Here is a 24,001-nt window from a genome sequence, read left to right on the forward strand (position 1 = left end):
TCCCGAGAGGAGAACTGACTCATGAAACGCCGTGTCCTGATGCTGTCGATGGCCGCCACCATCGCCGCCGCCGCGCTCGCGCCCGCCGGCGCGATGGCGCAGACCTACAAGTCCGAATACAAGATGTCGCTGGTGCTCGGCCCGGCCTTTCCGTGGGGCAAGGGCGGCGAGATCTGGGCCGATCTGGTCCGCCAGCGCACCAACGGCCGCATCAATATCAAGCTCTATCCGGGCACCTCGCTGGTGGCCGGCGACCAGACCCGCGAATTCTCGGCGATCCGCCAGGGCGTGATCGACATGGCGATCGGCTCGACCATCAACTGGTCGCCGCAGGTGCGCGAGCTGAACCTGTTCTCGCTGCCGTTCCTGATGCCCGACTACAAGGCGCTCGACGCGCTGACGCAAGGCGAGGTCGGCAAGCACCTGTTCGCCACGCTCGAGAAGGCCGGCGTGGTGCCGCTGGCCTGGGGCGAAAACGGCTTCCGCGAGGTGTCGAACTCCAAGCGCGAGATCCGCAAGCCCGAGGACCTGAAGGGCCTGAAGCTGCGAGTCGTCGGCTCGCCGCTGTATATCGACACGTTCAACGCGCTGGGCGCCAACCCGACGCAGATGAGCTGGGCCGACGCGCAGCCGGCGATGGCCTCGGGCGCGGTGGACGGCCAGGAGAACCCGCAGTCGGTGTTCGCCGCCGCCAAGCTGTACACGGTAGGCCAGAAGTTCGTGACGACCTGGGGCTATGTCGCCGACCCGCTGATCTTCGTCGTCAACAAGCAGATCTGGGAAAGCTGGACGCCGGCCGACCGCGAGATCGTCAGGCAGGCGGCGATCGATGCCGGCAAGCAGGAAGTCGCGCTGGCCCGCAAGGGGCTGGCCGAGCCGGGCGCGCCGGCCTGGAAGGAGATGGAGGCGCACGGCGTCAAGGTCACGCACCTGAGCCCCGCCGAGCACGGCGCCTTCCGCAAGGCCACCGCCAAGGTCTACGACAAGTGGAAGAAGCAGATCGGCGCCGAGCTGGTCGGCAAGGCCGAGGCGGCCATCGCCAAGCGCTGATGTCTGCGCGAGCCCGGCGTGAAGCGTTCCCGCGCCTGCCCGCGCGGGAACGCCCATCCGGCCCGATCCCGAACCACACGGCAACCTCGAACCATACGCGATGAAACACGTCTTCACGCTGCGCATGCCGATCCGCTGGGGCGACATGGACGCGATGGGCCATGTCAACAACACCGTCTATTTCCGCTACCTGGAGCAGGCGCGCATCTCGTGGTTCGAATCGTTGGGCTGCAACGGCCGCGACGAGAACGGCCAGGGCCCGGTGATCGTCAACGCCCATATGAATTTCCGGCGCCAGCTGCGCTATCCGGGCGACATCGAATGCCGCGTCTACGCCGGCGAACTGGGCCGCAGCAGCTTCGAGACGCGGGCGGAAATCCGCCGCTGCGACGACGCGGACACCGTGTTCGCCGATGGCGGCGCCAAGGTGGTCTGGTGCGACTACGAGGCGGAGAAATCGGTGCCGCTGCCGGCGGCGATCCGGGAATTGCTGGAAGGCTGAGGTTTGCGCCCCTTTCTCGTGTGCGGAGAGTGGCCGGGAGAGGGGCGGGAGAGGGGCGACTTGGGGGGGCCGCAACGGTCAATGATTGACCAGCCGCTGCACCAGATCGACCGCGGTATGCGCGCCGTATTTCTTCATCAGCCGCGCCCGGTAGATATCGACGGTGCGCGGGCTGATCGATAGCGACTTGCCGATCTGCTTGCTGGTCTTGCCCTCGACCAGCTGGGCCGCGATATCGCGCTCGCGCGCGGTCAGCTGCGCGGTCACCGGGCGCTTCTGCGACAGGTCCTCGAAGCTCCAGATGCCGGCCCCGAGCGGCTGCTGCCGGTCCAGCGCGCGGCCGGTGACATGGCACCAGAACAATTCCCCGTTGGCCCGCTTCATGATCCGTTCGTCGGAATAGAGCCCGCGCGCGTTCATGATCGGCACGATGCGGGCGCCGGTGCGCTCGAACTCGTCGGCGGTCGGATACAGTACCTGGAACGACTGGCCGATCAGCGCCTCCCGCGTCGTGCCGAAGATGCGGCAGACCTCGTCGTTGCAGTCCTCGATCCTGCGCTCGCGCGACAGCACGAGGCCGACCGGCGCCAGCTGGAAGGCGGTCTGATAGTCGATGGCAGGCATTGTCCTTATGTATTTCTACGTACTGGCGTCCGCTGCGGGGCTTGCGTATCCTTTGGAGCGCTGTCGACGGCCGGCGCCCGGGTCCCGCCCGGCGCGGCCGTAGCGATTGTAACGTTACCCGCGAGCGGCGTCGCCGCCTCGTCCGGGAACATCATCGAGGAAGGAGAGACGATATGAACAAGGTCTACGCCAGCGCCGCCGAGGCGCTTGCCGGCGTGGTCCGCGATGGACAGACCATCGCGGTCGGCGGCTTCGGCCTGTGCGGCATCCCCGAGGCCCTGATCGCGGCGTTGCGCGACAGCGGCGCGAAAGGGCTGACCTGCATCTCGAACAATGCCGGCGTCGATGGCTTCGGCCTGGGCCTGCTGCTGGCCACGCGGCAGATCCGCAAGATGATCTCGTCGTATGTCGGCGAGAACAAGGAGTTCGAACGCCAGTACCTGGCCGGCGAACTCGAGCTCGAATTCACGCCGCAGGGCACGCTGGCCGAGAAGCTGCGCGCCGGCGGCGCCGGCATCCCGGCCTTCTTCACGAAGACCGGCGTCGGCACCATCGTCGCCGAAGGCAAGGAGATCCGCGAATTCGACGGCGAGCAATACGTGATGGAGCGCTCCCTGACCGCCGACGTCGCGCTGGTCAAGGCGTACAAGGCCGACAAGGCCGGCAACCTGATCTACCGCCGCACCGCGCGCAACTTCAACCCGATGTGCGCGATGGCGGGCAAGGTCACCATCGCCGAGGTCGAGCAGATCGTCGAGATCGGCGAGCTCGATCCGGACGAGGTCCACACCCCGGGCATCTTCGTGCAGCGCATCGTGCTGAATGCCCATCCCGAGAAACGCATCGAGCAGCGCACCGTGCGTGCCGCGGCCTGACGATCAAGGAGACAGATCATGGCATGGACACGTGATGAAATGGCGGCGCGCGCCGCGCGCGAACTGCAGGACGGCTTCTATGTGAACCTGGGCATCGGCCTGCCGACGCTGGTGGCCAACCATGTGCCGCCCGGCGTCGAGGTCTGGCTGCAGTCCGAGAACGGCCTGCTGGGCATCGGTCCGTTCCCGACCGAGGAAGAGGTCGACGCCGACATGATCAATGCCGGCAAGCAGACCGTGACCACGCTGCCGGGCTCGTCGATCTTCTCGTCGGCGGACTCGTTCGCGATGATCCGCGGCGGCCATATCAACCTGGCCATCCTCGGCGCGATGCAGGTCAGCCAGAAGGGCGACCTGGCCAACTGGATGATCCCGGGCAAGATGGTCAAGGGCATGGGCGGCGCGATGGACCTGGTGGCCGGCGTCGGCCGCGTGGTGGTGCTGATGGAACATACCGCCAAGAAGAAGGACGGCAGCGAGGACCTGAAGATCCTGGAGGCCTGCACGTTGCCGCTGACCGGCGTGGGCGTGGTCGACCGGATCATCACCGACCTGGGCGTGATGGATGTCACGCCCGAAGGGCTGAAGCTGGTCGAGACCGCACCGGGCGTCAGCCGCGAGGAAATCCAGAGCAAGACCGGCGTGCCGTTGCTGTAAGCGGACGCGCTCGCCTGGCGCAATGAAAACCCCGCCTCGATGAAGGCGGGGTTTTTTATTGGCCGCGGCGCGGATCGGCGCCGGCCTGCCTCCGTCAGCGCCGGTCAGCGCGCCACGGCGGAAGCGGGATAGCGCGCGAATACCGACGCGCCGCCGTCGGCCCGTACCAGCAGCACCGAATACGGGTCGACCCGCGATCCCTGCTCCATGCCGGGCGAGCCGACCGGCATGCCGGGCACGGCAAGCCCGACCGCCTTCGGTTTGCCTGCCAGCAGCTTGCGGATCTCGGCGGCCGGCACATGGCCCTCGAGCGCATAGCCGGCGACGACGCCGGTGTGGCAGGAACCGAAGCGCTCCGGCATGCCCAGGCGCGCGCGGTGCACGCCGGTGTCTTCGACATCGTGCACCTTGACCTCGAAGCCATGCTCGCGCAGATGCGCGACCCAGCCATCGCAGCAACCGCACAGCGGGCTCTTGTAGACCTCGATCGGAGTCTTTGCCGCTGCGGCTGCGGGTGCGGCTTTCGCAGGCGTGGCGGGCGCGGCGGCGCGCGCCAGCGGTGCCAGGCCGGCCCACAGCGCGGCGGCGCCGAGCAGGTCTTTCAGTACGTCTCTTCGCTTCATCGTCTTTGCGGAGCACGCCATCACTGCGCGACCCAGCCTCCATCCATGTTCCAGATCGCGCCGCGCACCTGGCGCGCGGCGTCGCTTGCCAGGAAGACCGCCAGCGCGCCGAGCTCGTCCGGCGTGACGAACTGCCCCGAGGGCTGCTTCTCCAGCACCAGCTCGCGCTTGGCCTGCTCGATCGGGATGCCCTCGCGCTCGGCACGGGCTTCGACCTGCTTCTGCACCAGCGGCGTCAGCACCCAGCCCGGGCAGATCGCGTTGGCGGTGACGCCGGTCTGCGCGGTCTCCAGCGCGGTGACCTTGGTCAGGCCGACGATGCCATGCTTGGCGGCGACATAGGCGGACTTCTGCGCCGAGGCAACCAGTCCGTGGGTCGACGCGACGTTGATCACGCGCCCCCAGTCCTTGCGCTTCATGCCGGGCAGCGCGAGCCGCGTGGTGTGGAAGGCCGAGGTCAGGTTGATCGCGATGATCGCGTCCCAGCGCTCGATCGGGAAGTCCTCGATATTGGCCACATGCTGGATGCCGGCGTTATTGACCAGGATATCGACGCCGCCGAACTCGCTGTCGGCATAGCGCATCATGTCCTCGATCTCGGCGGCCTTGCTCATGTCGGCGCCGTGATAGCCGACGCGGATGTCGCTGCCGGCCTGCTCGATCTGGCGCCTGGCGCCGTCCACATCGCCGAAACCGTTGACGATCAGATGCGCGCCTTGCGCCGCCAGCGCCTGGGCGATGCCCAGACCGATTCCGCTGGTCGAACCGGTCACCAGCGCCGTCTTGCCCTTCAGCATATGAGCCTCCGTGGAGAAATGGGATGGCAATGCGCCGTGCCGCCGTGGCACGGCCGTCGTTGCTGTCGCATTGTAGCGCTGGCGTACAATCGGGCTTTGCCCAGCCGGCGCCGCCCCGCGGCGTCATGCGCGACGCTCATGTGTCGCGGTTACCGTCGCGCGCCATTGCCGCGCCTTATTCGCGTTCCTCGCGCAGGGAGTCAAGATGTCAGCCAGTCCGCGCCTCGGCTTCGTGCAGTGCATCAGCCCCGCTGGCCTGCACCGCATGGCGTACCACGAGTGGGGCGACCCAAGCAATCCGCGCGTGCTGATGTGCGTGCACGGCCTGACGCGCACCGGCCGCGATTTCGATGAGGCCGCGCGCGCGTTCAGCGGCGAATATCGCGTGGTCTGTCCCGACGTGGTCGGCCGCGGGCGTTCCGACTGGCTCGCCGATCCGCGCCGCTACATCGTGCCGCAGTACGTCTCGGACATGGTGACGCTGATCGCGCGACTGAACGTCGAGCAGGTGGACTGGTTCGGCACCTCGATGGGCGGACTGATCGGCATGGGGCTGGCCGCGTTGCCGAAGAGTCCGGTGCGCAAGCTGCTGCTCAACGACGTGGGCCCGCGCATCGCGGCCTCGGCGCTGGAGCGGATCGGCTCCTATCTGGGGCTGCCGGTCCGCTTCAAGACCTTCGAGGAGGGGCTGGCGTATCTGCAGACCATCAGTGCGTCGTTCGGCCGCCATACGCCGGAGCAGTGGCGCGAATTGAATGGCGCGATCCTGAAGCCGGTGCAGGGCGCGGAAGGGCTGGAATGGGGCCTGCACTACGATCCCGCGCTGGCGGTGCCGTTCCGCGAGACCACGCCCGAGATGGCCGCGGCCGGCGAGGCGACGATGTGGCGCATGTTCGAGGCGATTCCGGTGCCGGTGCTGGTGGTGCGCGGCGCGCAGTCCGACCTGCTGACGCGCGAAACTGTCGCCGAGATGGTGTCGCGCGGCAAGCAGGTGCGTTCGGTCGAGGTGCCGGACGTGGGCCATGCGCCGACCTTCGTCGATCCGGCGCAGATCGCCATTGCGCGAGAATTCTTCATCGGCACGGCAGGGGCCTGAGCCCCTTGCCGCGCCAGTCAACCCAGAGCAGCGCAGCTGCCTTCATAGAACGATGAGCACGACCGAACTGAAACGCGCCCATGTGGGCAAACGTCTTTCCGAATATGCCGTCTACAACGGCGTGGTCTACGTGGCCGGCCAGGTGCCCGAGGTCGATCCCGACGCCGATATCCGCGGCCAGACCCGCGAGGTGCTCGGCCATATCGACCGACTGCTGGCCGAGGCCGGCAGCGACAAGACGCGCATCCTGTCGTGCCAGATCTTCCTGACCGACATCGCCGATATCGGCGCGATGAACGAGGTCTGGGACGAGTGGGTGCCGCAGGGCAATACGCCGCCGCGCGCGACGGTCGAGGCGAAGCTGGCCAATCCGAAGTACCGGATCGAGGTGGTGGTCACCGCGGCGCTGAACTGAGCGCAACGCGTATTGGTTCCGATGGCGCTGAAGGTGCGTTGAGGTGCGTTGAGGGTGCGTTGAAGGTGCAGCAGGGGAAGTGGTGACATGGTGACGTCCACCGACGCGACCGGGCAGATCGCCGGTACGCCGGACGCGGGCCTGGTCGAGCAGGCGCTGGCGTACGCGCGCGAGCATGGCGAGGCGGTAGCGCTGCCCACCGGCGAGAGCGTGCTGTCGCATGCCGAGGGGATGCTGCGCATTCTCGACGGCCTGCGCATCGACGACGCCGCGCGCGCCGCGGCCTGCCTGTTCCCGGTGGCGGCCTTCGTCCCGGAGACCGAAGCCGAGATCCCCGAACGCTTCGGCGACGAGGTCACCCGCCTGGTCAAGGACGTGCGCCAGCTGCTGCGCATCGGCGCGATCGCCGTCAATCGCGGCGATGCCGTCGAGGCGCCGTCCTCGCGCAACGAGGCGCAGGCGCGCCACGAGCAGGTCGAGGCGCTGCGCAAGATGCTGCTGGCCTTCGCCCAGGACATCCGCGTCGTGCTGGTGCGTCTGGCCTCGCGGCTGCAGACGCTGCGCTGGCTGGCACAGACCAAGAACGCGCCGCTGCCCGGCGTGGCGCGGGAAACGCTGGACATCTACGCGCCGCTGGCCAACCGGCTCGGCATCTGGCAGATGAAGTGGGAGCTGGAAGACCTGGCCTTCCGCTTCGAACAGCCGGACACCTACAAGCGCATCGCGCGGCTGCTCGACGAGAAGCGCATCGAGCGCGAGGGCTACATCTCGCAGGCGATCGAACGGCTGCAGCGCGAGCTGGCCGCGGCCGGCATCCGCGCCGAGGTCAGCGGCCGGCCCAAGCACATCTACAGCATCTGGAAGAAGATGCGCGGCAAGGATCTCGACTTCGCCGATCTGTACGATGTGCGCGCCTTCCGCGTGATCGTCGACGACATCAAGGACTGCTACGCGGTGCTCGGCATCGTGCACCACGTGTGGCAACCGATTCCGCGCGAGTTCGACGACTACATCTCCCGCCCCAAGGCCAACGGCTACAAGTCGCTGCACACGGTGGTGATCGGCGACGATGGGCGCGCCTTCGAGGTGCAGATCCGCACGCACGAGATGCACCACTTCGCCGAGTACGGCGTGGCTGCGCACTGGCGCTACAAGGAGGCCGGCGGCAAGGGCTACAGCGGGCAGTTCGCCGCCAACGAGAGCTACGACGAGAAGATCGCCTGGCTGCGGCAGCTGCTGGCGTGGAAGGACGATGCGGACCACACGGTGGCGCACGACGAGTCGCCGTGGGAGCAGCTCAAGCATGCGGCGATCGACGACCACATCTACGTGCTGACGCCGCAGGCGCGGGTGGTGGCGCTGCCGCAGGGCGCGACGCCGGTCGACTTCGCCTACTACCTGCATACCGACCTCGGCCATCGCTGCCGCGGCGCGCGCGTGGACGGCGCGATGGTGCCGCTGAACACGCCGCTGAAGAACGGCCAGACGGTGGAGATCGTCGCGGTCAAGCAGGGCGGGCCCTCGCGCGACTGGCTCAATGCGGACCTCGGCTACCTGGCCAGCTCGCGGGCGCGCGCCAAGGTGCGCGCGTGGTTCAACGCGCTCGATTCGCAGGAGACCATCGCTCAGGGCCGTGTGCTGATCGACAAGACGCTGCAGCGCGAGGGCAAGACCGCGGTCAATCTGGACGTGCTGGCGACGCGGCTGGGCTTCAAGACGCCGGACGAACTGTATGCGGCGGTGGCCAAGGAAGAATTCAGCCTGCGCCACGTCGAGCAGGCGCTGCGCCATCCGGAAGGCGAGGCCGCGCCGCAGGTCAGCGAGGAGGAGGCGGTCACCAAGAAGAGCCGCGCCACCAGCGTCGCCCGCGGCGCCAAGAGCGGCGTGCTGGTGGTCGGCGTCGATTCGCTGATGACGCAGATGTCGCGCTGCTGCAAGCCGGCGCCGCCCGACGACATCGTCGGCTTCGTCACGCGCGGACGCGGCGTGTCGATCCACCGACGCCAGTGCCATACCTTCCAGCAGCTCGCGGCGCGCGCGCCCGAGCGGATCATCCAGACCGAGTGGGGCAAGAAGAGCGACGCGGTCTATCCGGTGGCGATCCACGTCGAGGCGATCGACCGCCAGGGGCTGCTGCGCGATATCTCCGAGGTCTTGTCGCGCGAGAAGATCAACGTCACCGGGGTCAAGACGCTGAGCAGCAAGGGCGTGGCGCGGATGCAGTTCACCGCCGAGGTGGCGGAGGCCACGCAGTTGCAGCGCGCGCTGGGATTGATCGAAGAGGTGTCCGGGGTGTTGCAGGCCCAAAGAAAGTGATGCTATACTTGCGGCTTCGCTAGGCTCGTAGCTCAGCTGGTTAGAGCACCACCTTGACATGGTGGGGGTCGTTGGTTCGAGTCCAATCGAGCCTACCAACGAATTGCAGTACCGAAGACAGCAGTACCCAGACATTTCACCGAAGGACATCCAGACGCCATGGTTATGACACCGCGAACTACTACCGCTGACAAGCGACAGTAGGTCGAGGTGCGTCTTCGTCCCAGGTCGCCCGGAACATCGGGTCGATCGATTGGGTGAAATTATGAAAAACGCGGCCTTGGCCGCGTTTTTTTTCGTCTGTCGCCTGCCAGCACCCTGATAAGCTGCCGGTCGCCCGGTCCCGTGCGGGGCGGCCAGTCGAGAACTATTCATCCGCCCCGAGGCCACGATCGTTGCCGGCGGATTCCCTGTAAGAGGTCCAAGATGATCGCAATCACGCTGCCGGATGGCTCCCGCCGCGAGTTCCCCGAACCCGTCACGGTCGCCCAGGTCGCGCAGAGCATCGGTGCCGGCCTGGCCAAGGCCGCGCTGGCCGGCAAGGTCGACGGCAACCTGGTCGATACCAGCTATCTGATCGATCGCGATGCCTCGCTGGCCATCGTCACGGACAAGGATCCGGAGGGCGTCGAGGTCATTCGCCACTCGACGGCCCACCTGCTGGCCTATGCGGTCAAGTCGCTCTATCCCGACGCGCAGGTCACGATCGGCCCGGTGATCGAGAACGGCTTCTACTACGACTTCGCCTACAAGCGTCCCTTCACGCCGGAAGACCTGGCCGCCATCGAGAAGAAGATGGCCGAGCTGGCGAAGAAGGACGAAAAGGTGTCGCGCGAGGTCTGGGATCGCGACGAGGCGGTCAAGCTGTTCGAGTCGATGGGCGAGAAGTACAAGGCCGAGATCATCGCGTCGATTCCGGCCGGCGAGGAAATCGGCCTGTATCGCGAGGGCGAGTTCGTCGACCTGTGCCGCGGCCCGCACGTGCCGTCCACGGGCAAGCTGAAGGTATTCAAGCTGATGAAGGTGGCCGGCGCCTACTGGCGCGGCGATGCCAACAACGAGATGCTGCAGCGGATCTACGGCACGGCCTGGGCCCGCAAGGAAGACCAGGACGCCTACCTGCACATGCTCGAGGAGGCCGAGAAGCGCGACCACCGCAAGCTCGGCAAGCTGCTGGACCTTTTCCATCTGCAGGAAGAGGCGCCCGGCATGGTGTTCTGGCACCCGAAGGGCTGGCAGATCTGGCAGGCGGTCGAGCAGTACATGCGTGGCCGGCTGACGGAGGCCGGCTACAGCGAAGTACGCACGCCGCAGGTGATGGACCGTTCGCTGTGGGAGAAGTCCGGCCACTGGCAGAACTACAAGGAAAACATGTTCGTCACGGAGTCGGAGAAGCGCGACTACGCGATCAAGCCGATGAACTGCCCCGGCCATGTGCAGATCTTCAATCACGGCCTGCGTTCGTATCGCGACCTGCCGCTGCGGCTGGCCGAATTCGGCTCCTGCCACCGCAATGAGCCGTCCGGCGCGCTGCACGGCCTGATGCGCGTGCGCGGCTTCGTGCAGGACGATGCCCACATCTTCTGCACGGAAGAGCAGATCGTCGCCGAGGCCAAGGCCTTCAACGACCTGGCGTTCTCGGTCTACGACGACTTCGGCTTCAAGGACGTGGCGGTCAAGCTGTCGCTGCGCCCCGAGCAGCGCGCCGGTTCGGACGCGGTCTGGGACCACGCCGAGGAAGGGCTGCGGATGGCGCTGCGCGCCTGCGGTGTGCAGTGGGAGGAACTGCCGGGCGAGGGCGCCTTCTACGGCCCGAAGGTCGAGTACCACATCAAGGACGCGATCGGCCGTTCCTGGCAATGCGGCACGCTGCAGCTGGATCTGGTGCTGCCGGAGCGGCTGGGTGCCGAGTTCGTCTCCGAGGACAATTCCCGCAAGCGTCCCGTGATGCTGCACCGGGCGATCCTGGGCTCTTTCGAGCGCTTCCTGGGCATCCTGCTGGAGAACCATGCCGGCGCACTGCCGGCCTGGCTGGCCCCGGAGCAGGTCGTGGTGATGAATATTGCAGATTCGCAGGCGGAATATGCGGAAAACGTCGTGCAACTGCTGCAAAAACAAGGGTTTAGGGCCAAGGCGGATTTGCGTAACGAGAAAATTACGTATAAAATCCGCGAGCACTCGCTCCAGAAGGTGCCGTACCTGATCGTGGTCGGCGACAAGGAGCGAGACGCCAATCAAGTGGCCGTGCGTGCCCGTGGCAACGTGGATCTGGGTGTGATGCCCGTCTCCGCGTTCGTGGAGCGTCTGAACAACGACGTCGCCACCAAAGCCTGATGGGAGCACGGCTTGTTTTTTTCTTCTTGAGGTAACGGAACATCGCTACGGACAAAGGTCATCGCATCAACCGCGAGATCAGCGCGCCCGAAGTGCGCCTGGTAGGGGTTGATAACGAGCAGCTGGGCATCGTCAAATTCATGGACGCACTGCGCCAGGCGGAAGACAAGGACTTGGATCTGGTGGAGATCGCGCCCAACGCGTCTCCTCCCGTGGTTCGCATCATGGACTACGGCAAGTTCAAGTACGAGGAAGCCAAGCGCGCCCACGAGGCCAAGCTGAAGCAGAAGATCATCCAGGTCAAGGAAGTCAAATTCCGCCCGGGCACGGATGATGGCGACTACAACGTCAAGCTGCGCAATCTGAAGCGATTCCTGGAAGACGGCGACAAGACGAAGATCACGTTGCGTTTCCGTGGTCGCGAGATGGCCCACCAGGAAATCGGCGCGCGCATGCTCGAGCGGCTCAAGAGCGATCTGGAGGAGTTCGGCCAGGTCGAGCAGATGCCGAAGATGGAAGGCCGCCAGATGGTCATGGTGCTGGCGCCCAAGAAGAAAAAGTAAGCGGGTTTTGCGTGGCGTGCGGGCGCCGGTTGTGCGTCCGGACGACACGCGAGCACAGCGCGGGCCGCTCGCGGCGCCGTGCAAAACAAGTGGATGCGGGTCTTGCAAGCGTCGGCGTCAGCCGTCCACCTGCATGCATGTCATAGAGCTGGAGTTTTTCATGCCGAAGATGAAGACCAAGAAAAGCGCTTCTAAGCGCTTTACTGCGCGTCCGAACGGTTCGTTCAAGCGTGGCCAGGCCTTCAAGCGTCACATCCTGACGAAGAAGACCACCAAGAACAAGCGTCAACTGCGTGGCACTCAGGACGTCCATGAGACGAACCTGAAGTCCGTTCGCGCGATGATGCCCTACGCCTAACCCCTGACGAAAACGAAAGGAGAGTTTCATGCCTCGAGTCAAACGTGGGGTCACCGCACGGGCCCGCCACAAGAAAGTCATTGACGCTGCCAAGGGTTACCGCGGCCGTCGCAATAATGTCTATCGCATCGCCAAGCAGGCGGTCATGCGTGCTGGCCAGTACGCATACCGCGATCGTCGCAACAAGAAGCGCGTGTTCCGCGCCCTCTGGATTGCACGTATCAACGCGGCGACGCGTGAGCATGGCATGACCTACAGCGTGTTCATGAACGGTCTGAAGAAGGCCTCGATTGAGCTGGACCGCAAGGTGCTGTCGGACATGGCGATTCACGACAAGCCTGCCTTTGCCGCCATCGTCAACCAGGTGAAAGCCGCCGTTGCCTGATGCCGGTTCCGGTCGCGCAAGCGACCGGGCGCATGCACCGACCGCAAGGTCGAAAGCGGCCTCCGCCAAGGGGCCGCCGAAACGGGGCTCCGAATCGAGTCCCGTTTTTTTTTTTGCCGGTTCCGCCGCGTGCGGGACCCAGAGCCATACACCATTCATCGCCGACCACCGCCATGTCACTGGATCCGGACCAAATCGTCGCCGACGCGCAGGCCGCCTTCGCCGCCGCCAACGACAACGCCACGCTGGAAAACGAGAAAGCGCGCTTTCTCGGCAAGACCGGCGCGCTGACCGAGCTGCTCAAGGGCCTCGGCAAACTGGACCCGGAGGCCCGCAAGGAGCAGGGCGCCCGCATCAACCAGGCCAAGCAGCAGGTCGAGGCCGCGCTGCAGGCGCGCCGCCAGGCGCTGGCCGACGCGTTGATGAACGCGCGGCTGGCGGCCGAGGCGATCGATGTCACGCTGCCCGGACGCGCCGTCGCGCGCGGCAGCCTGCATCCGGTGATGCGCACCTGGGAGCGCGTCGAGCAGATCTTCGGCTCGATCGGCTTCGATGTCGCGGACGGTCCCGAGATCGAGACCGACTGGATGAATTTCACGGCATTGAACAACCCGGACAACCACCCGGCGCGTTCGATGCAGGACACGTTCTATGTCGACGGCCGCGACAGCGAAGGCAAGCTGCTGCTGTTGCGCACGCATACCAGCCCGATGCAGGTCCGCTATGCGCGCATGCACGTCGAGAAGTACCGCGGCAAGGCGATGCCGCCGATCAAGGTGATCTGCCCGGGCCGCACCTATCGCGTCGACAGCGACGCGACCCATTCGCCGATGTTCAACCAGGTCGAGGGACTGTGGATTGGCGAGAACGTCAGCTTCGCCGACCTGAAGGGTGTCTATACCGATTTCCTGCGCAAGTTCTTCGAGCGCGACGATATCCAGGTGCGCTTCCGTCCGTCGTACTTCCCGTTCACCGAGCCGTCGGCCGAGATCGACATGGCATTCGAGGAGGGAAAGAATGCGGGCCGCTGGCTGGAGATCTCCGGCTCGGGCCAGGTGCATCCTAACGTCATGCGCAACATGGGGCTGGACCCCGAGCGCTATATCGGCTTCGCGTTCGGCTCGGGGCTGGAGCGGCTGACGATGCTGCGCTATGGCATCAATGACCTGCGCCTGTTCTTCGAAGGCGACGTGCGTTTCCTGCGCCAGTTTGCGTGAAGGCAGGGGCGCGTGTTTTCGCCGCGCCTTGCCTGCTTGCCCGAACGGCCGTAGCGTCATCGTCGAACCCTGGCGGCGCCATGCCGCCGCCCACAGCATACCCACCGGATCAGTAGCGCCATGCAATTCTCGGAATCCTGGCTTCGTACCTTCGTCAATCCCGACAATCTGACCACCGACGCGCTTTCGCACCGCCTGACCATGGCGGGGCTGGAAGTCGAGGAGGTCGGGCCGGTCGCGCCGCCGTTCGACAAGATCGTGGTCGCCCGCGTGCTGGCCACCGAGCGTCATCCGAACGCCGATCGTCTCAACGTCTGCCAGGTCGACGCCGGCACCGGCGAGACGCTGCAGATCGTCTGCGGCGCGCCCAACGTCAAGCCGGGCATCCTGGTGCCGTGCGCGCTGGTGGGCGCCGTGCTGCCGCCGACCGAAGCCGGCGGCAAGCCGTTCGAGATCAAGGTCGGCAAGCTGCGTGGCGTCGAAAGCTACGGCATGCTGTGCTCGGCGCGCGAACTGAAGCTGTCCGAGGACCATGAAGGCTTGCTGATCCTGCCCGAGGACGCTCCGGTCGGCGAGAACATCCGCCGCTACCTGGACCTCGACGACCAGGTCTTCGTGATCAAGCTGACGCCGAACAAGGCCGATTGCCTGTCGATCCACGGCGTCGCGCGCGAGGTCGCCGCATTGACCGGCGCCCCGCTGACGCTGCCGGCGATGGAACCGGTGGCGGTCACGATCGACGATCGCCTGCCGGTGAAGATTTCCGCGCCCGACCTGTGCGGCCGCTTCAGCGGCCGCGTCATCCGCGGCGTCAATGCGCGCGCCGCGACGCCGGCGTGGATGGTGCAGCGGCTCGAGCGTGCCGGCCAGCGCAGCATCTCGGCGCTGGTCGACATCTCGAACTACGTGATGCTCGAACTGGGCCGTCCGTCGCACGTGTTCGATCTCGACAAGATCCACGGTGGCCTCGACGTGCGCTGGGGCCGCAAGGGCGAGCAGCTGAAGCTGCTGAACGGCAATACCGTCGAGGTCGACGAGACCGTCGGCGTGATCGCCGACGACAAGGAGATCGAGAGCCTGGCCGGCATCATGGGCGGCGACAGCACCGCCGTGACGCTGGACACGACCAATATCTACCTGGAGGCCGCGTTCTGGTGGCCGCAGGCGATCCAGGGCCGCGCGCGCCGCTACAACTTCTCGACCGATGCCGCGCATCGCTTCGAGCGCGGCGTCGACTATGCGACCACGGTCGAGCATATCGAGCGCATCACCGCGCTGATCCTGCAGATCTGTGGCGGCCAGGCCGGCCCCGTCGACGATCAGGCGGTCAATCTGCCGCAGCGTCCGCCGGTGCGCCTGCGTGTCGCGCGCGCCGAGCGCGTGCTGGGCATCGCGCTGAATCCCGCCGACATCGCCGACGTGTTTCAGCGGCTGGGCCTGCCGTTCGCGCAGAGCGAGGGCGCCGAAGGCACCGTTTTTGAGGTCACGCCGCCGAGCTATCGCTTCGATCTGGAAATCGAAGAAGACCTGATCGAGGAAGTCGCCCGAATCTATGGCTTCGAGCGGATTCCGGCCCGCCCGCCGGTCGCCGAGAGCGAGATGCGCCCGACCGGCGAGGCGCGCCGCTCGACCCATGCGGTGCGCCATGCCGTCGCCGCCCGCGACTATCAGGAGGTGATCAACTTCGCCTTCGTCGAGGAGAAGTGGGAGCGCGATTTCGCCGCCAACGTCAACCCGATCCGTCTGCTGAACCCGATCGCCAGCCAACTGGCCGTGATGCGTTCGACGCTGATCGGCGGCCTGCTCGACAAGGTCCGCTACAACCTGAACCGCAAGGCCGCACGCGTGCGCCTGTTCGAAGTCGGCCGCGTGTTCCTGCGCAATGCCGCTACCGCCGATGGCGGCCTGACGGTCGCAGGCTACGATCAGCCGATGCGCGTGGCCGGCATCGCCTACGGCCCGGCCTTCGAAGAACAGTGGGGCGTGCCGACGCGGCCGGTCGATTTCTTCGACATCAAGGGCGATGTCGAAGCGCTGCTGCATCCGCGCCAGGCGCGCTTCGAACCGGTCTCGCATCCCGCACTGCACCCGGGTCGCGCGGCTACGGTACTGCTCGACGGCAAGCCGGTCGGCGTCATTGGCGAGCTGCATCCGCAGTGGCTGCAGGCATACGAGCTGAGCAACGCACCGGTGCTGTTCGAACTGGACCTGGATGCCGTGCGCGACATCGGTCTGCCTGGCTATGCCGAGATCTCCAAGTTCCCGGCTGCCGTGCGCGACCTGGCGCTGGTGGTCAAGCAGTCCGTGCGCGTGCAGGACCTGACCGACGCGATGCGCGCCGCGCTAGACAAGCAGGGTGTCGGACGCTATCTGCAGAGCCTCGTGCTGTTCGACGAGTTCCGCCCGAAGGCCGCTTCCGCAGCCATCGGCGCGGACGAGAAAAGCCTTGCCTTCCGCTTGACCTTGCAAGATACTGGGGCGACCCTCCAGGACGAGACCGTCGACAGCGCCGTGCGCTGCATGGTCGAAGCCGCCACCGCCGCCTTCGGCGCCCGGCTGCGCGGCTAGCCACAGCCCGAACCCTGAATGGGCCGCCCGGGCACCCGCATCCGGGCGGCAGATTGACGAGATGAACGACCAACACGCGACTCTGATGACCGCAGCAGCATTGGGCGAAGCTGACGACCGGCGCGCGGCTACGCAGCCGGAAGAAGCGCCGGAACCGCGCGTCACCGAGGTGCCTACCCTGACCAAGGCCGAACTTGCCGAGATGCTGTTCGACCAGGTCGGTCTCAACAAGCGGGAATCGAAGGACATGGTCGAAGCGTTCTTCGACGTGATCCGCGAAGCGTTGGAGCAGGGCGACAGCGTCAAGCTGTCCGGGTTCGGCAACTTCCAGTTGCGCGACAAGCCGCAACGTCCCGGCCGCAACCCTAAGACCGGCGAGATCATCCCGATTACTGCCCGCCGCGTGGTGACCTTCCACGCCAGCCAGAAGCTCAAGAGCCTGGTCGAGGAACGCGCCGGGCTGGCGTCCAGCGACTGACCCACCGACGACAGTCGATTGCCGTAACGACGCGGTCCATTGCCGCTCCGGCGGCCAGTCTGTATGCTGCTGCTGCGCGCCGTGTCGGCGCGCGCCATCCCCCTCCAACTACCGCCGGCCTGGCCTGAAACCCGTCCGTCCATTGCATGTCGGATAAATCGAGCGAGCGCATCACGTTGCCGCCTATTCCCGCCAAGCGCTATTTCACCATCGGTGAAGTCAGCGAACTGTGCGCCGTCAAGCCGCACGTGCTGCGCTATTGGGAACAGGAATTCACGCAACTCAAGCCCGTCAAGCGACGCGGCAATCGGCGCTACTACCAGCACCACGAAGTGCTGCTGATTCGCCGCATCCGCGAACTGCTGTACGAGCAAGGCTTCACCATTAACGGCGCGCGCAACCGGCTCGACGAAGGGCGGCATCACGCCGAACCGGCCATGCCCGAAGAGGCCGCGCCGCTGCCTCCGGCCAGCACCGGCATCGCGCCGTCCGCGTCCGTCTTGACCGTCGACGTCCCCGCGCTGCGCGCCGACCTGATCCAGGTGCAGCACGTGCTCGCGCAACTGAAGCAGATCGCCGCCAAGGGCTAAAAAATGCGCCCAACCGCCTATTCATTTCGGTGGGGCTTCTGATATACTCTTGTGCTTTCGGGGCGTAGCGCAGCCTGGTAGCGTACCTGCATGGGGTGCAGGTGGTCGGAGGTTCAAATCCTCTCGCCCCGACCAGACAGAACCCGCTTGGCGTAAGGCCAAGCGGGTTTTTTACTTCTGGCGTCAGGCGCATCTGCCGAATACTTTTATTCGGCCTGCCGAATACTCAGCCGGCAAAACTCGCCATCTGGGTCGGCTCGACCCACTCGATCTCCACCTGCTCCAGATACCGTGCCGTCATCTTCGGATCTGTGTGGCCACCGAGCTTCTGGGGATCCTTGCCCTGAGCCTTTGCGTCGGTCAATGACTTTCGACGCAGGTCGTGAAAGTGCATGTTCTGCAGGAATCCTGCAACGGGCTGGACGCCAGCTTCGACGCATTCCTTTTCGTAGGCCTCGCGCGCCCGCGCAATGGCACGCTTCCATGCAGTCTGCGCGCCAGCGTAGGTGTAGGGCTTGCCGGTCGTGGTGTGGATCACCGTCAGGCCTTTCACCTGCGCGCCGTCATCGTCCCCACCGGCGATGCTGTTCGCACGCGCGAGCACGTCCCGAAGCTGCGGTGTCATCTTGCCGTCGTCGATGTCGCAAGAGTCCACCGGGCATGCCACACCATCACGTGCACCAGCAGCGCAGATGTCCGCGTAGCCGTGCTGGCAGTCCTTCCGCTCGGCCTGCTGCGCGCTCGGCTGCTGCGTGTAGGCCGGCACCGAGTAGGGGCGCACCGACGATGCGCTAGCGCCACCAAGCACCCGCGCATCGTGGTGCTAACGCGCTGGGGCTTGAGCGACGCCGCCGGCCGCTACCAGATCATGGCCGCCGTGCCCGGGAAGATCAAAACGGACACGTGGGACTGGGCGAGCCGGGCCAACGCCCGCGCCGATCTGGCCGAGCAGCGGGCCGACACCGCCTACAAGGAGCGGAACGAGTTGCTGCGCGAGATCGGCGACCTGGAGCGGACGATCGCCGAACTGACGGCCGAGGTTCGCTTCCTGAAGGAGAGGCTCGATGGGAAAGCTACGTGATTGGATGAGCCGGCACCGCGCGACGTTTCGCCGCGTGGCGCATGCCACTGAGGCGGTGACCCTGGTGCTGGTCATTGCGGCGGGCGGTGCGGTCGGCGGCTACGCGCTTGCGCAATGGCAGGCGCAGGACGCGATCGTGCAGATGCGGACGGACCACGCGGCCGAGATCGAGCGGCTGCAGGGCACGTTTGCCAAGACATTGCAGGCCTTGGCGCCGCAGCTCGGCGACATCGCGGAGACGGCGTCGGCGGCGGCAGGCGCGGCAGCTCAGGCGGCCGAGACATCGGCGCAGGCGGCAAGAACCGTCAAACAGCAGGCGGCGCGCACCAAGCCGGAACCGCTCTCCGAGGCGGACAGATCGCGCATCAACGGCGCGATCGAGGCTGCAAACCGAAAGGTGAAGGAGGGCGCCAGGTGAGGGTGATCCTGTTCTGTCTGCTCTTGGCCGGCTGCGCTGCTGCTCCGCCGGTGGAGCGCGAGGGCTGCCCGCCGCTGCCAACGATCAAGCGTGGCGCGGGCCGGGACGCGCTCCTAGCTCACATCGACACGACGGCGAAGATGTACGCCGAATGCGCGACGAGGGAACGATGATACAGGCTACTGCTATTCGAGCCGCTGCAGCGGCTGTGCCGTGGCGCGCGGTCGCTGTCGTGGTGCTGGCCGGCGCGGCGTTCGGCGCCGGCTGGACGGTGAACGGCTGGCGGAAGGGAGGCGAGATCGATCGCCTGCGCCGCGGGTATGCGGAGGAGCGACTCGCACAGGAGGTGGCCAAGGTCGGGGCAGTAGGCGATGCGCGCCGGGAAGAACAGCGCCGCCTATTCGAACAAGCGGAGATTGCGAATGCTGCGAAGAAAGAAGCTGCCAAGGCGCGGGCCGATGCTCGCGATGCTGATGCTGTCGCTGGCCGGCTGCGCAAGCGAGTTGCCGACCTGGTCGCCACCAATCGAGCCGGCGGCGATTCCGCCGCTACCAGCGGAAGCACGGCAGCCGGCGATCCCCTTGGAGTGCTTGCCGACGTGCTCAGCCGCGCTGACCGCCGAGCGGGAATCCTGGCTGAATATGCTGACGCCGCCCGGATCGCAGGACACGCCTGCGAGCGCGCCTACGCCGCGTTGACGGCCGGCGCGGTCGAGCAGACCGGACAGCTAGCCGGTGGCGGCGACGAGTAGAAGTATCGGGCGCAGTGGATGCAGTGGAACCGCGGCGGTGGCTCCTTCTGCGGCTCCACCGCCATCGCCTCCAGCGCCGTGATGCACGCCGTCGCTGTCACGTTGCCCGACGCCAGCAGCAAACGGCAGCGCTGTAGTGCCTGGCGGACGCCGTCCTTGAAGCCCTCGGCGTACAGATCGGCAGCCGAGGATTGACCTGTCTCCATCTTCATAACCCGTTCCTGTCTAGTTTTTGTGCAAGCAGGTCGGATTATGTATCAAGACATTCAGGCTTCGAACCGGACTGTGGGGTTATTGCACTGCCGCCTTTCGCTCGACTGGCGCCGGCTCAGTCTCCATCCTGTCCGCCGGATACAGCCCCAAGAAGCTGCGCGCCACCTCGGTGTCTCGGCACCGCAGCCAATCGTCCAATCCCGCTTGCATGCACCACCTACGGCCTTGGGCCGTTCGGGCGGAGAGGCTCAGCGCTTGCCCCCCCCCGTGCGACATCTAGCTGCGAAATTTGAGCGGCCAGCGTCTCTGCTGGCACGCCATCGGTACGAGCCTGCTCCAGGAGCTGAGCGTGTGCCTGCCTGCACCGCCGCAGCTCCCCCCAACTGTAGCCGTAGGTGTTCATCAATAATTCGCCGACGGCGTCGTGGTAGCGCTGCGGCAGGACGCCCGAGTTCGCGTTCTTTTTCATGGCGGAATTCTAGGCGGCCGTTGCCCTTGGGAGAAGTGATCAGCGTTCGCGCTTCACCATCGGGTCGCTGAGGCGGCTGGACCTTCACCAAAGCGTCGGTGACTTTGGCTGCCGGCGCCTGAAGCCTAGATCCATGCTTCCGGCAGGAGCCCTATCGTATCGGCTACAAAAAAAGCGCCTGTCAAGGCATGCGACGGTACCCGTCATTCGCATCCGGGCGATAGCATTCTAGTGCCTTCGATCGTGGACAGCCAGCGGCACGCCGGCAGCTTACGCAATCTTGAAGCGACAGCTGCGACCAGCGGAGGTGTACCTCCATTGAGTCGGTCGCGCCGGTGGATTTGCTCCGCCACCTCAGACGGTCTCCGGTTCCTGCGGAACCCCGTCTCAACAAGCGCGCAATGGCGTTCGCAAGCAAGTATCGCTTCTAATTTTGAGTACCGATGCTGATCGATCAGGGCGGAGCGCACTACGTCGCGGTACTCTTCGCGTGCGCCGTGGGCGGGGATGAGCATGGCCTGAGTGTACGCACTATGGAAAAATCAAGCGCATCCCCACACAAAAAAAAGCGCCGAACCAAAGTCGGCGCCTATAACTCGCTTTGTCATGGCGAGGGGTCAATAAGGGGCAGCGCCAGGGAAGAAGGCGCCGCGGCAGGTAGTGTATCTTGATTCGACCGATTCGCATATAGATCGAGGTGCCGAGCGTTCGGCTATCGAACGGCTCGCTGCATTCGCGTACGGGGCGCAACTGCATCATGGGCGCCTCTTCCGTTCGTTTATTCGCGTGCGCGCCTCACGGTGCATTGCCTCGAACTGCTGCAGCTCTTCGTCGGTTGGGATCTCGCCGCGCCACTTCCGGGAGCCCGGCGTGCCGCTGCTGTAGTCGGTCTCCACGTCCTCGAGCACGCAGGGCTCCGCCGCGAACTTGGCCAGGTAGGTGTGCGACATCAACTTTGCGCCGGGCTGGCCCGCGTCGACCAGCGCTATGAAGTAGTGCGCCGACGCGACACGCTGCCGGAGGCGCGCGATTTCCCACAGCAGATCGCGCACGTCGGGCAGCCGATTCCGCTCCCAGATGTCGCGCAGCTCTTCGGCCGTCATGGCCGGGAGGTCGGCCGGGCAGTACCGCTTTGGCATGGGTCATGTCGCCGCGGCGCCTCAGAGAAGGGGAAACTTGGCCAAATCCCGATCCAGAACGATCGGCCGGCCGACCGGGAAGCGGTGGTGGCGGTCGTAAGCCTGGAATGACAGGGCGTCCGGGATCCAGCGGATGGCGTTCAGGTGCCGCGTCTCGACGCCGCGCACCAGGATGGCGCCGCGGTCGACGGTAACGGCTTGGCAGGGCAGCAGGATCTCGTCACGGTCGTTACCGAAGAACTCGACCTCGAGGAAGATGGACTTGGCGGGGTATGTGGCAGGCATCGTCGGCTGTCTAGATACTGTATGGATGTACAGTATAACGCGTTGACACCGAGCGCCAGAGGTGCCGAATACTTGCTCATACGCAGCCCGGAAACCCGCACGGCTACGTGCCTGTTTTCTGAGCAGAGTATTCGGCACAAAAGGCGCAATCCGTTGACTGGACGCGGTTTCGTGGCGAGTGCATAACAATATGGGGTGCAGGTGGTCGGAGGTTCAAATCCTCTCGCCCCGACCAAATTGAAGCCCGCGTAATCGCAAGATTGCGCGGGCTTTTGCTTTATCTACGGTGGCGCGCTGAAGGCAGGTTCTTGGATGGCATCCAATATCAAGTCGTCGGCAACAGCAGTCGGACAGTATTGGACACTGGAACCTCGCGCTGCTTGATGTCGCCCTGCGTCGTCGAGCCGTCAGCGTGAGCGCCGGCGACCTGCAGTGCGTCCAGGTCGTGGCCAGCCTTGCTCGCACCGATCATGGGCTTTGCCCGAAAATCCTTGATGGTGTAGTCCTTCTCACCTCGGCCAGCACGCGCCACCGAGCCCGGCAAGCTGCCGCTGTCTTCTGCTTGCGAGCATGTCCGTCAGGACATAGCCGCCGCCCAACTTCTGAACCTCACGGGATGTGCGCAACTCCTGCGCCCGCTTCAGCACCGCGGCGATCTCTGGTGTGATTGGCCGGTCCACCGGCTCTCCGGTGCTGTCCTCCGTCTTGCTCGGCTCGAAGCGAATGACGCCGGCCGCCTCGTCGGCTTGCGACCATGGGAGATTTCGGATTTCAGTGGGGCGTTGGCACGTCAGATAGCAAAGGCCGACAAGGATTACAACCACGAAAAGGCTGGCCCCTCGCAACTGTTGGGGCTTCTTCGTTCGCGGCGGAGGCAGCGCTGGTTCGGGTGCCATCCTGTCTGCCGGTACAAGCTCAGGAACTTGCGCACAACCTCAGGTCGCGGCACGCAGCCAAGCGCTCCACTGAGAGCCAGGCACGATCACGATTGATCCCTTCTCTTTCCCGGCTGCGTGCATCCGGTTCAGATGATCGGCGAGAGCCCGGCCAGCGTAGGGGCGGGCGGCCGAGCGGTAGCCATGGCCTACGCCTCTGGTAGCTGCACGACCGCCAGCGTGACATCGTCAGGGCCGACAACCCAGCTGAGATGTCCCTTGCCCGAGGTGTCCTCAAGCATCAATGCGCGGCCGGTCGGCAGTGGGCGGCTGTCGCCATCGCTCGCCTGGAATTCCATGGCGCCGGACAGCACGAAGATCCACATGCGAATCGGGGATGGATGGCGTTCCCCGGTCCAGCCGGCGGGCAGGAAGAGAAACCCTTGCTGTGTGGCTTCGGCCAGGGATGACACCCAGAATGCGGGCGCGGGTGGGGCAAACACCCGTTCCGTCATGGCGACGGAGAGCGGAGCGAAGTGAGATTCGCCGGTTGCGTCCGCGTATAACCGGTCGAACAGAAGCGGGGGGCGCAGCAACCTGACGGACTCGGTCGTAGCGGTCATGGCTCCTCCCAGCAACGCAGTATCCTCATGGCATCAGTCTAGGTGGCGGCGCGTCGATGACAATGCAGGTTCACCGACGCCGCCGGCGCTTCCGCTCGCGCGCTTTTTCCCTTGGCGCGTCACGTCGGGCAGCCGCTTCGCTCCCAGATGTCGCGCAGCGCTTCGGCCGTCGGGCCTGCAGGTCGGCCGGGCAGTTGCCGCTTGGGAATGGATCATGTCCCTGCGGCGCCTCATCGATCGACGAGCCGCCAAGCCGCGCCCCGCAAACCTTCGATTTCCGCCCCGGTATCGAAGGTTCCCGTCATCAACCGCTTCTTTGTTCCGGCTGGGCTTGGCACCATGGCAGCTCCTCAACCCCTGAAGGGAGGAATGTATGGACGAAAGCCATTCGCAAGAGCTGGTCAAGCATGTGAGAGAGATCGTCGAACGTCTCGACGACCTGGCGTACTACTCCGCCTCGTCGACAAGCCAGCGACTGCAACTTGCCGCCATGGCGATGCAAGGACTCGTTACCAGTATGTCGGGCGAGCTCGAAGTCGAGGCGGCCGCGAAGCGGGCTGTTCAGTACGCGGACGCCCTGATCTCGGCGCTGGAAGACGAGTAGAGACCAGGTAGAACCGCAAAAAAGCCCGCTGGCCAGAGTCACGCGGGCTTTTTTGTTGCCTATGACCCGTCCTGAATACGGTTGACACTTTTCCT

Annotated in this window: 27 protein-coding genes and 2 tRNA genes; 21 read left to right on the forward strand and 8 right to left on the reverse strand. The window is 65.6% G+C overall.

Features of this window, described 5'->3' with window-relative positions:
- Window positions 1-21: 21 nt before the first annotated feature.
- A complete protein-coding gene (locus tag FOB47_RS15765) occupies window positions 22-1,050 on the forward strand; it encodes a DctP family TRAP transporter solute-binding subunit (protein ID WP_174781502.1) in 1,029 nt (342 codons plus the stop codon).
- Between the two features lie 100 nt (window positions 1,051-1,150).
- On the forward strand, window positions 1,151-1,552 hold the full coding sequence (locus FOB47_RS15770) for an acyl-CoA thioesterase (protein WP_053821565.1): 402 nt from the start codon (window positions 1,151-1,153) through the stop codon (window positions 1,550-1,552).
- Between the two features lie 78 nt (window positions 1,553-1,630).
- Here FOB47_RS15770 and FOB47_RS15775 read toward each other — a convergent pair whose 3' ends face one another.
- Window positions 1,631-2,176 carry a PAS and helix-turn-helix domain-containing protein gene (locus FOB47_RS15775; RefSeq protein WP_006575476.1) on the reverse strand — a complete coding sequence of 182 codons (546 nt, stop codon included), beginning with the start codon at window positions 2,174-2,176 and terminating at the stop codon, window positions 1,631-1,633.
- Between the two features lie 173 nt (window positions 2,177-2,349).
- Between FOB47_RS15775 and FOB47_RS15780 the strand changes: the two genes are divergently transcribed.
- Both FOB47_RS15780 and FOB47_RS15785 read left to right on the forward strand, forming a co-directional pair.
- The gene (locus tag FOB47_RS15780) at window positions 2,350-3,051 is read left to right on the forward strand and encodes a CoA transferase subunit A (RefSeq protein ID WP_053821566.1); all 702 of its coding nucleotides are present in this window, start codon (window positions 2,350-2,352) and stop codon (window positions 3,049-3,051) included.
- 18 nt (window positions 3,052-3,069) lie between these two features.
- A complete protein-coding gene (locus FOB47_RS15785; protein WP_149319238.1) occupies window positions 3,070-3,708 on the forward strand; it encodes a CoA transferase subunit B in 639 nt (212 codons plus the stop codon).
- Between the two features lie 104 nt (window positions 3,709-3,812).
- Here FOB47_RS15785 and FOB47_RS15790 read toward each other — a convergent pair whose 3' ends face one another.
- Both FOB47_RS15790 and FOB47_RS15795 read right to left on the reverse strand, forming a co-directional pair.
- Window positions 3,813-4,331, reverse strand: coding sequence for a DUF411 domain-containing protein (locus FOB47_RS15790; protein ID WP_244959436.1), 519 nt, complete (start codon window positions 4,329-4,331; stop codon window positions 3,813-3,815).
- A gap of 20 nt (window positions 4,332-4,351) precedes the next feature.
- Window positions 4,352-5,128, reverse strand: a complete 777-nt coding sequence (locus FOB47_RS15795) for a 3-hydroxybutyrate dehydrogenase (protein WP_174781504.1) — start codon at window positions 5,126-5,128, stop codon at window positions 4,352-4,354.
- Between the two features lie 205 nt (window positions 5,129-5,333).
- Here FOB47_RS15795 and FOB47_RS15800 point away from each other — a divergent pair, with 205 nt between their 5' ends.
- From FOB47_RS15800 to FOB47_RS15860, 13 genes are all read left to right on the forward strand, one after another.
- Window positions 5,334-6,224, forward strand: coding sequence for an alpha/beta fold hydrolase (locus FOB47_RS15800; RefSeq protein ID WP_053821569.1), 891 nt, complete (start codon window positions 5,334-5,336; stop codon window positions 6,222-6,224).
- Window positions 6,225-6,276: 52 nt separating this feature from the next.
- Window positions 6,277-6,639 carry a RidA family protein gene (locus FOB47_RS15805; protein ID WP_006575471.1) on the forward strand — a complete coding sequence of 121 codons (363 nt, stop codon included), beginning with the start codon at window positions 6,277-6,279 and terminating at the stop codon, window positions 6,637-6,639.
- Window positions 6,640-6,726: 87 nt separating this feature from the next.
- Entirely contained in the window at window positions 6,727-8,955 is a 2,229-nt protein-coding gene (locus FOB47_RS15810; protein WP_174781505.1) for a RelA/SpoT family protein, read from the forward strand.
- Between the two features lie 21 nt (window positions 8,956-8,976).
- Window positions 8,977-9,053, forward strand: a tRNA-Val gene (locus FOB47_RS15815).
- Between the two features lie 328 nt (window positions 9,054-9,381).
- Window positions 9,382-11,289 (forward strand): threonine--tRNA ligase, encoded by a 1,908-nt coding sequence (thrS, locus tag FOB47_RS15820; protein ID WP_174781506.1) that lies wholly within the window; start codon window positions 9,382-9,384, stop codon window positions 11,287-11,289.
- A gap of 41 nt (window positions 11,290-11,330) precedes the next feature.
- Window positions 11,331-11,852 carry a translation initiation factor IF-3 gene (gene infC, locus FOB47_RS15825; RefSeq protein ID WP_082371427.1) on the forward strand — a complete coding sequence of 174 codons (522 nt, stop codon included), beginning with the start codon at window positions 11,331-11,333 and terminating at the stop codon, window positions 11,850-11,852.
- A gap of 160 nt (window positions 11,853-12,012) precedes the next feature.
- Window positions 12,013-12,210 (forward strand): 50S ribosomal protein L35, encoded by a 198-nt coding sequence (gene rpmI, locus FOB47_RS15830; protein ID WP_006575466.1) that lies wholly within the window; start codon window positions 12,013-12,015, stop codon window positions 12,208-12,210.
- A gap of 28 nt (window positions 12,211-12,238) precedes the next feature.
- On the forward strand, window positions 12,239-12,595 hold the full coding sequence (gene rplT, locus FOB47_RS15835; protein WP_006575465.1) for a 50S ribosomal protein L20: 357 nt from the start codon (window positions 12,239-12,241) through the stop codon (window positions 12,593-12,595).
- 179 nt (window positions 12,596-12,774) lie between these two features.
- Window positions 12,775-13,812, forward strand: a complete 1,038-nt coding sequence (gene pheS, locus FOB47_RS15840) for a phenylalanine--tRNA ligase subunit alpha (RefSeq protein WP_174782454.1) — start codon at window positions 12,775-12,777, stop codon at window positions 13,810-13,812.
- A gap of 120 nt (window positions 13,813-13,932) precedes the next feature.
- On the forward strand, window positions 13,933-16,380 hold the full coding sequence (gene pheT / locus FOB47_RS15845) for a phenylalanine--tRNA ligase subunit beta (protein ID WP_174781507.1): 2,448 nt from the start codon (window positions 13,933-13,935) through the stop codon (window positions 16,378-16,380).
- An 85-nt stretch (window positions 16,381-16,465) separates the two neighbouring features.
- Complete coding sequence (locus FOB47_RS15850) at window positions 16,466-16,858, forward strand: integration host factor subunit alpha (protein WP_370646864.1); 393 nt, start codon at window positions 16,466-16,468, stop codon at window positions 16,856-16,858.
- A 146-nt stretch (window positions 16,859-17,004) separates the two neighbouring features.
- Window positions 17,005-17,448 carry a MerR family transcriptional regulator gene (locus FOB47_RS15855; protein WP_053821573.1) on the forward strand — a complete coding sequence of 148 codons (444 nt, stop codon included), beginning with the start codon at window positions 17,005-17,007 and terminating at the stop codon, window positions 17,446-17,448.
- 58 nt (window positions 17,449-17,506) lie between these two features.
- Window positions 17,507-17,583: transfer RNA gene (locus tag FOB47_RS15860), tRNA-Pro, on the forward strand.
- Window positions 17,584-17,674: 91 nt separating this feature from the next.
- Here FOB47_RS15860 and FOB47_RS15865 read toward each other — a convergent pair.
- Window positions 17,675-18,229, reverse strand: coding sequence for a site-specific integrase (locus tag FOB47_RS15865; protein ID WP_174781508.1), 555 nt, complete (start codon window positions 18,227-18,229; stop codon window positions 17,675-17,677).
- 57 nt (window positions 18,230-18,286) lie between these two features.
- Here FOB47_RS15865 and FOB47_RS15870 point away from each other — a divergent pair, with 57 nt between their 5' ends.
- The 3 genes from FOB47_RS15870 to FOB47_RS15880 all read left to right on the forward strand — a co-directional run bounded on the left by FOB47_RS15870 (window position 18,287) and on the right by FOB47_RS15880 (window position 19,698).
- Entirely contained in the window at window positions 18,287-18,529 is a 243-nt protein-coding gene (locus FOB47_RS15870) for a hypothetical protein (protein WP_174781509.1), read from the forward strand.
- A gap of 4 nt (window positions 18,530-18,533) precedes the next feature.
- Window positions 18,534-18,947, forward strand: coding sequence for a hypothetical protein (locus FOB47_RS15875; RefSeq protein ID WP_174781510.1), 414 nt, complete (start codon window positions 18,534-18,536; stop codon window positions 18,945-18,947).
- Window positions 18,948-19,116: 169 nt separating this feature from the next.
- Window positions 19,117-19,698, forward strand: coding sequence for a DUF2514 family protein (locus FOB47_RS15880; RefSeq protein ID WP_174781511.1), 582 nt, complete (start codon window positions 19,117-19,119; stop codon window positions 19,696-19,698).
- 1,437 nt (window positions 19,699-21,135) lie between these two features.
- Here FOB47_RS15880 and FOB47_RS15885 read toward each other — a convergent pair.
- The 4 genes from FOB47_RS15885 to FOB47_RS15900 all read right to left on the reverse strand — a co-directional run bounded on the left by FOB47_RS15885 (window position 21,136) and on the right by FOB47_RS15900 (window position 23,302).
- Window positions 21,136-21,483: a hypothetical protein gene (locus FOB47_RS15885; RefSeq protein ID WP_174781512.1), complete on the reverse strand. Its 348-nt coding sequence runs from the start codon at window positions 21,481-21,483 to the stop codon at window positions 21,136-21,138.
- 57 nt (window positions 21,484-21,540) lie between these two features.
- A complete protein-coding gene (locus FOB47_RS15890; RefSeq protein WP_174781513.1) occupies window positions 21,541-21,804 on the reverse strand; it encodes a hypothetical protein in 264 nt (87 codons plus the stop codon).
- A gap of 325 nt (window positions 21,805-22,129) precedes the next feature.
- Window positions 22,130-22,348 (reverse strand): hypothetical protein, encoded by a 219-nt coding sequence (locus FOB47_RS15895; protein WP_174781514.1) that lies wholly within the window; start codon window positions 22,346-22,348, stop codon window positions 22,130-22,132.
- 540 nt (window positions 22,349-22,888) lie between these two features.
- A complete protein-coding gene (locus tag FOB47_RS15900) occupies window positions 22,889-23,302 on the reverse strand; it encodes a cupin domain-containing protein (RefSeq protein WP_174781515.1) in 414 nt (137 codons plus the stop codon).
- Between the two features lie 373 nt (window positions 23,303-23,675).
- Here FOB47_RS15900 and FOB47_RS15905 point away from each other — a divergent pair, with 373 nt between their 5' ends.
- Window positions 23,676-23,906 (forward strand): hypothetical protein, encoded by a 231-nt coding sequence (locus FOB47_RS15905; RefSeq protein ID WP_174781516.1) that lies wholly within the window; start codon window positions 23,676-23,678, stop codon window positions 23,904-23,906.
- Window positions 23,907-24,001 lie beyond the last annotated feature (95 nt).

Origin of the sequence: Cupriavidus gilardii (assembly GCF_013347325.1) — a bacterium.
In the GTDB taxonomy this organism is placed as follows: Bacteria; Pseudomonadota; Gammaproteobacteria; order Burkholderiales; family Burkholderiaceae; genus Cupriavidus; species Cupriavidus gilardii.

Bases quoted from the DNA above. Each gene is read 5' to 3' on its own strand.
- FOB47_RS15770 (WP_053821565.1), top strand. From the start codon at position 1,151: ATGAAACACGTCTTCACGCTGCGCATGCCGATCCGCTGGGGCGACATG.
- FOB47_RS15900 (WP_174781515.1), bottom strand. From the start codon at position 23,302: ATGACCGCTACGACCGAGTCCGTCAGGTTGCTGCGCCCCCCGCTTCTG.
- FOB47_RS15905 (WP_174781516.1), top strand. From the start codon at position 23,676: ATGGACGAAAGCCATTCGCAAGAGCTGGTCAAGCATGTGAGAGAGATC.
- FOB47_RS15885 (WP_174781512.1), bottom strand. From the start codon at position 21,483: ATGACGGCCGAAGAGCTGCGCGACATCTGGGAGCGGAATCGGCTGCCC.
- FOB47_RS15790 (WP_244959436.1), bottom strand. From the start codon at position 4,331: ATGAAGCGAAGAGACGTACTGAAAGACCTGCTCGGCGCCGCCGCGCTG.
- FOB47_RS15810 (WP_174781505.1), top strand. From the start codon at position 6,727: ATGGTGACGTCCACCGACGCGACCGGGCAGATCGCCGGTACGCCGGAC.
- thrS (WP_174781506.1), top strand. From the start codon at position 9,382: ATGATCGCAATCACGCTGCCGGATGGCTCCCGCCGCGAGTTCCCCGAA.
- FOB47_RS15850 (WP_370646864.1), top strand. From the start codon at position 16,466: ATGACCGCAGCAGCATTGGGCGAAGCTGACGACCGGCGCGCGGCTACG.
- pheT (WP_174781507.1), top strand. From the start codon at position 13,933: ATGCAATTCTCGGAATCCTGGCTTCGTACCTTCGTCAATCCCGACAAT.
- FOB47_RS15785 (WP_149319238.1), top strand. From the start codon at position 3,070: ATGGCATGGACACGTGATGAAATGGCGGCGCGCGCCGCGCGCGAACTG.
- FOB47_RS15875 (WP_174781510.1), top strand. From the start codon at position 18,534: ATGAGCCGGCACCGCGCGACGTTTCGCCGCGTGGCGCATGCCACTGAG.
- FOB47_RS15795 (WP_174781504.1), bottom strand. From the start codon at position 5,128: ATGCTGAAGGGCAAGACGGCGCTGGTGACCGGTTCGACCAGCGGAATC.
- FOB47_RS15880 (WP_174781511.1), top strand. From the start codon at position 19,117: ATGATACAGGCTACTGCTATTCGAGCCGCTGCAGCGGCTGTGCCGTGG.
- rpmI (WP_006575466.1), top strand. From the start codon at position 12,013: ATGCCGAAGATGAAGACCAAGAAAAGCGCTTCTAAGCGCTTTACTGCG.
- FOB47_RS15855 (WP_053821573.1), top strand. From the start codon at position 17,005: ATGTCGGATAAATCGAGCGAGCGCATCACGTTGCCGCCTATTCCCGCC.
- FOB47_RS15890 (WP_174781513.1), bottom strand. From the start codon at position 21,804: ATGCCTGCCACATACCCCGCCAAGTCCATCTTCCTCGAGGTCGAGTTC.
- FOB47_RS15780 (WP_053821566.1), top strand. From the start codon at position 2,350: ATGAACAAGGTCTACGCCAGCGCCGCCGAGGCGCTTGCCGGCGTGGTC.
- rplT (WP_006575465.1), top strand. From the start codon at position 12,239: ATGCCTCGAGTCAAACGTGGGGTCACCGCACGGGCCCGCCACAAGAAA.
- FOB47_RS15800 (WP_053821569.1), top strand. From the start codon at position 5,334: ATGTCAGCCAGTCCGCGCCTCGGCTTCGTGCAGTGCATCAGCCCCGCT.
- FOB47_RS15775 (WP_006575476.1), bottom strand. From the start codon at position 2,176: ATGCCTGCCATCGACTATCAGACCGCCTTCCAGCTGGCGCCGGTCGGC.
- FOB47_RS15765 (WP_174781502.1), top strand. From the start codon at position 22: ATGAAACGCCGTGTCCTGATGCTGTCGATGGCCGCCACCATCGCCGCC.
- FOB47_RS15805 (WP_006575471.1), top strand. From the start codon at position 6,277: ATGAGCACGACCGAACTGAAACGCGCCCATGTGGGCAAACGTCTTTCC.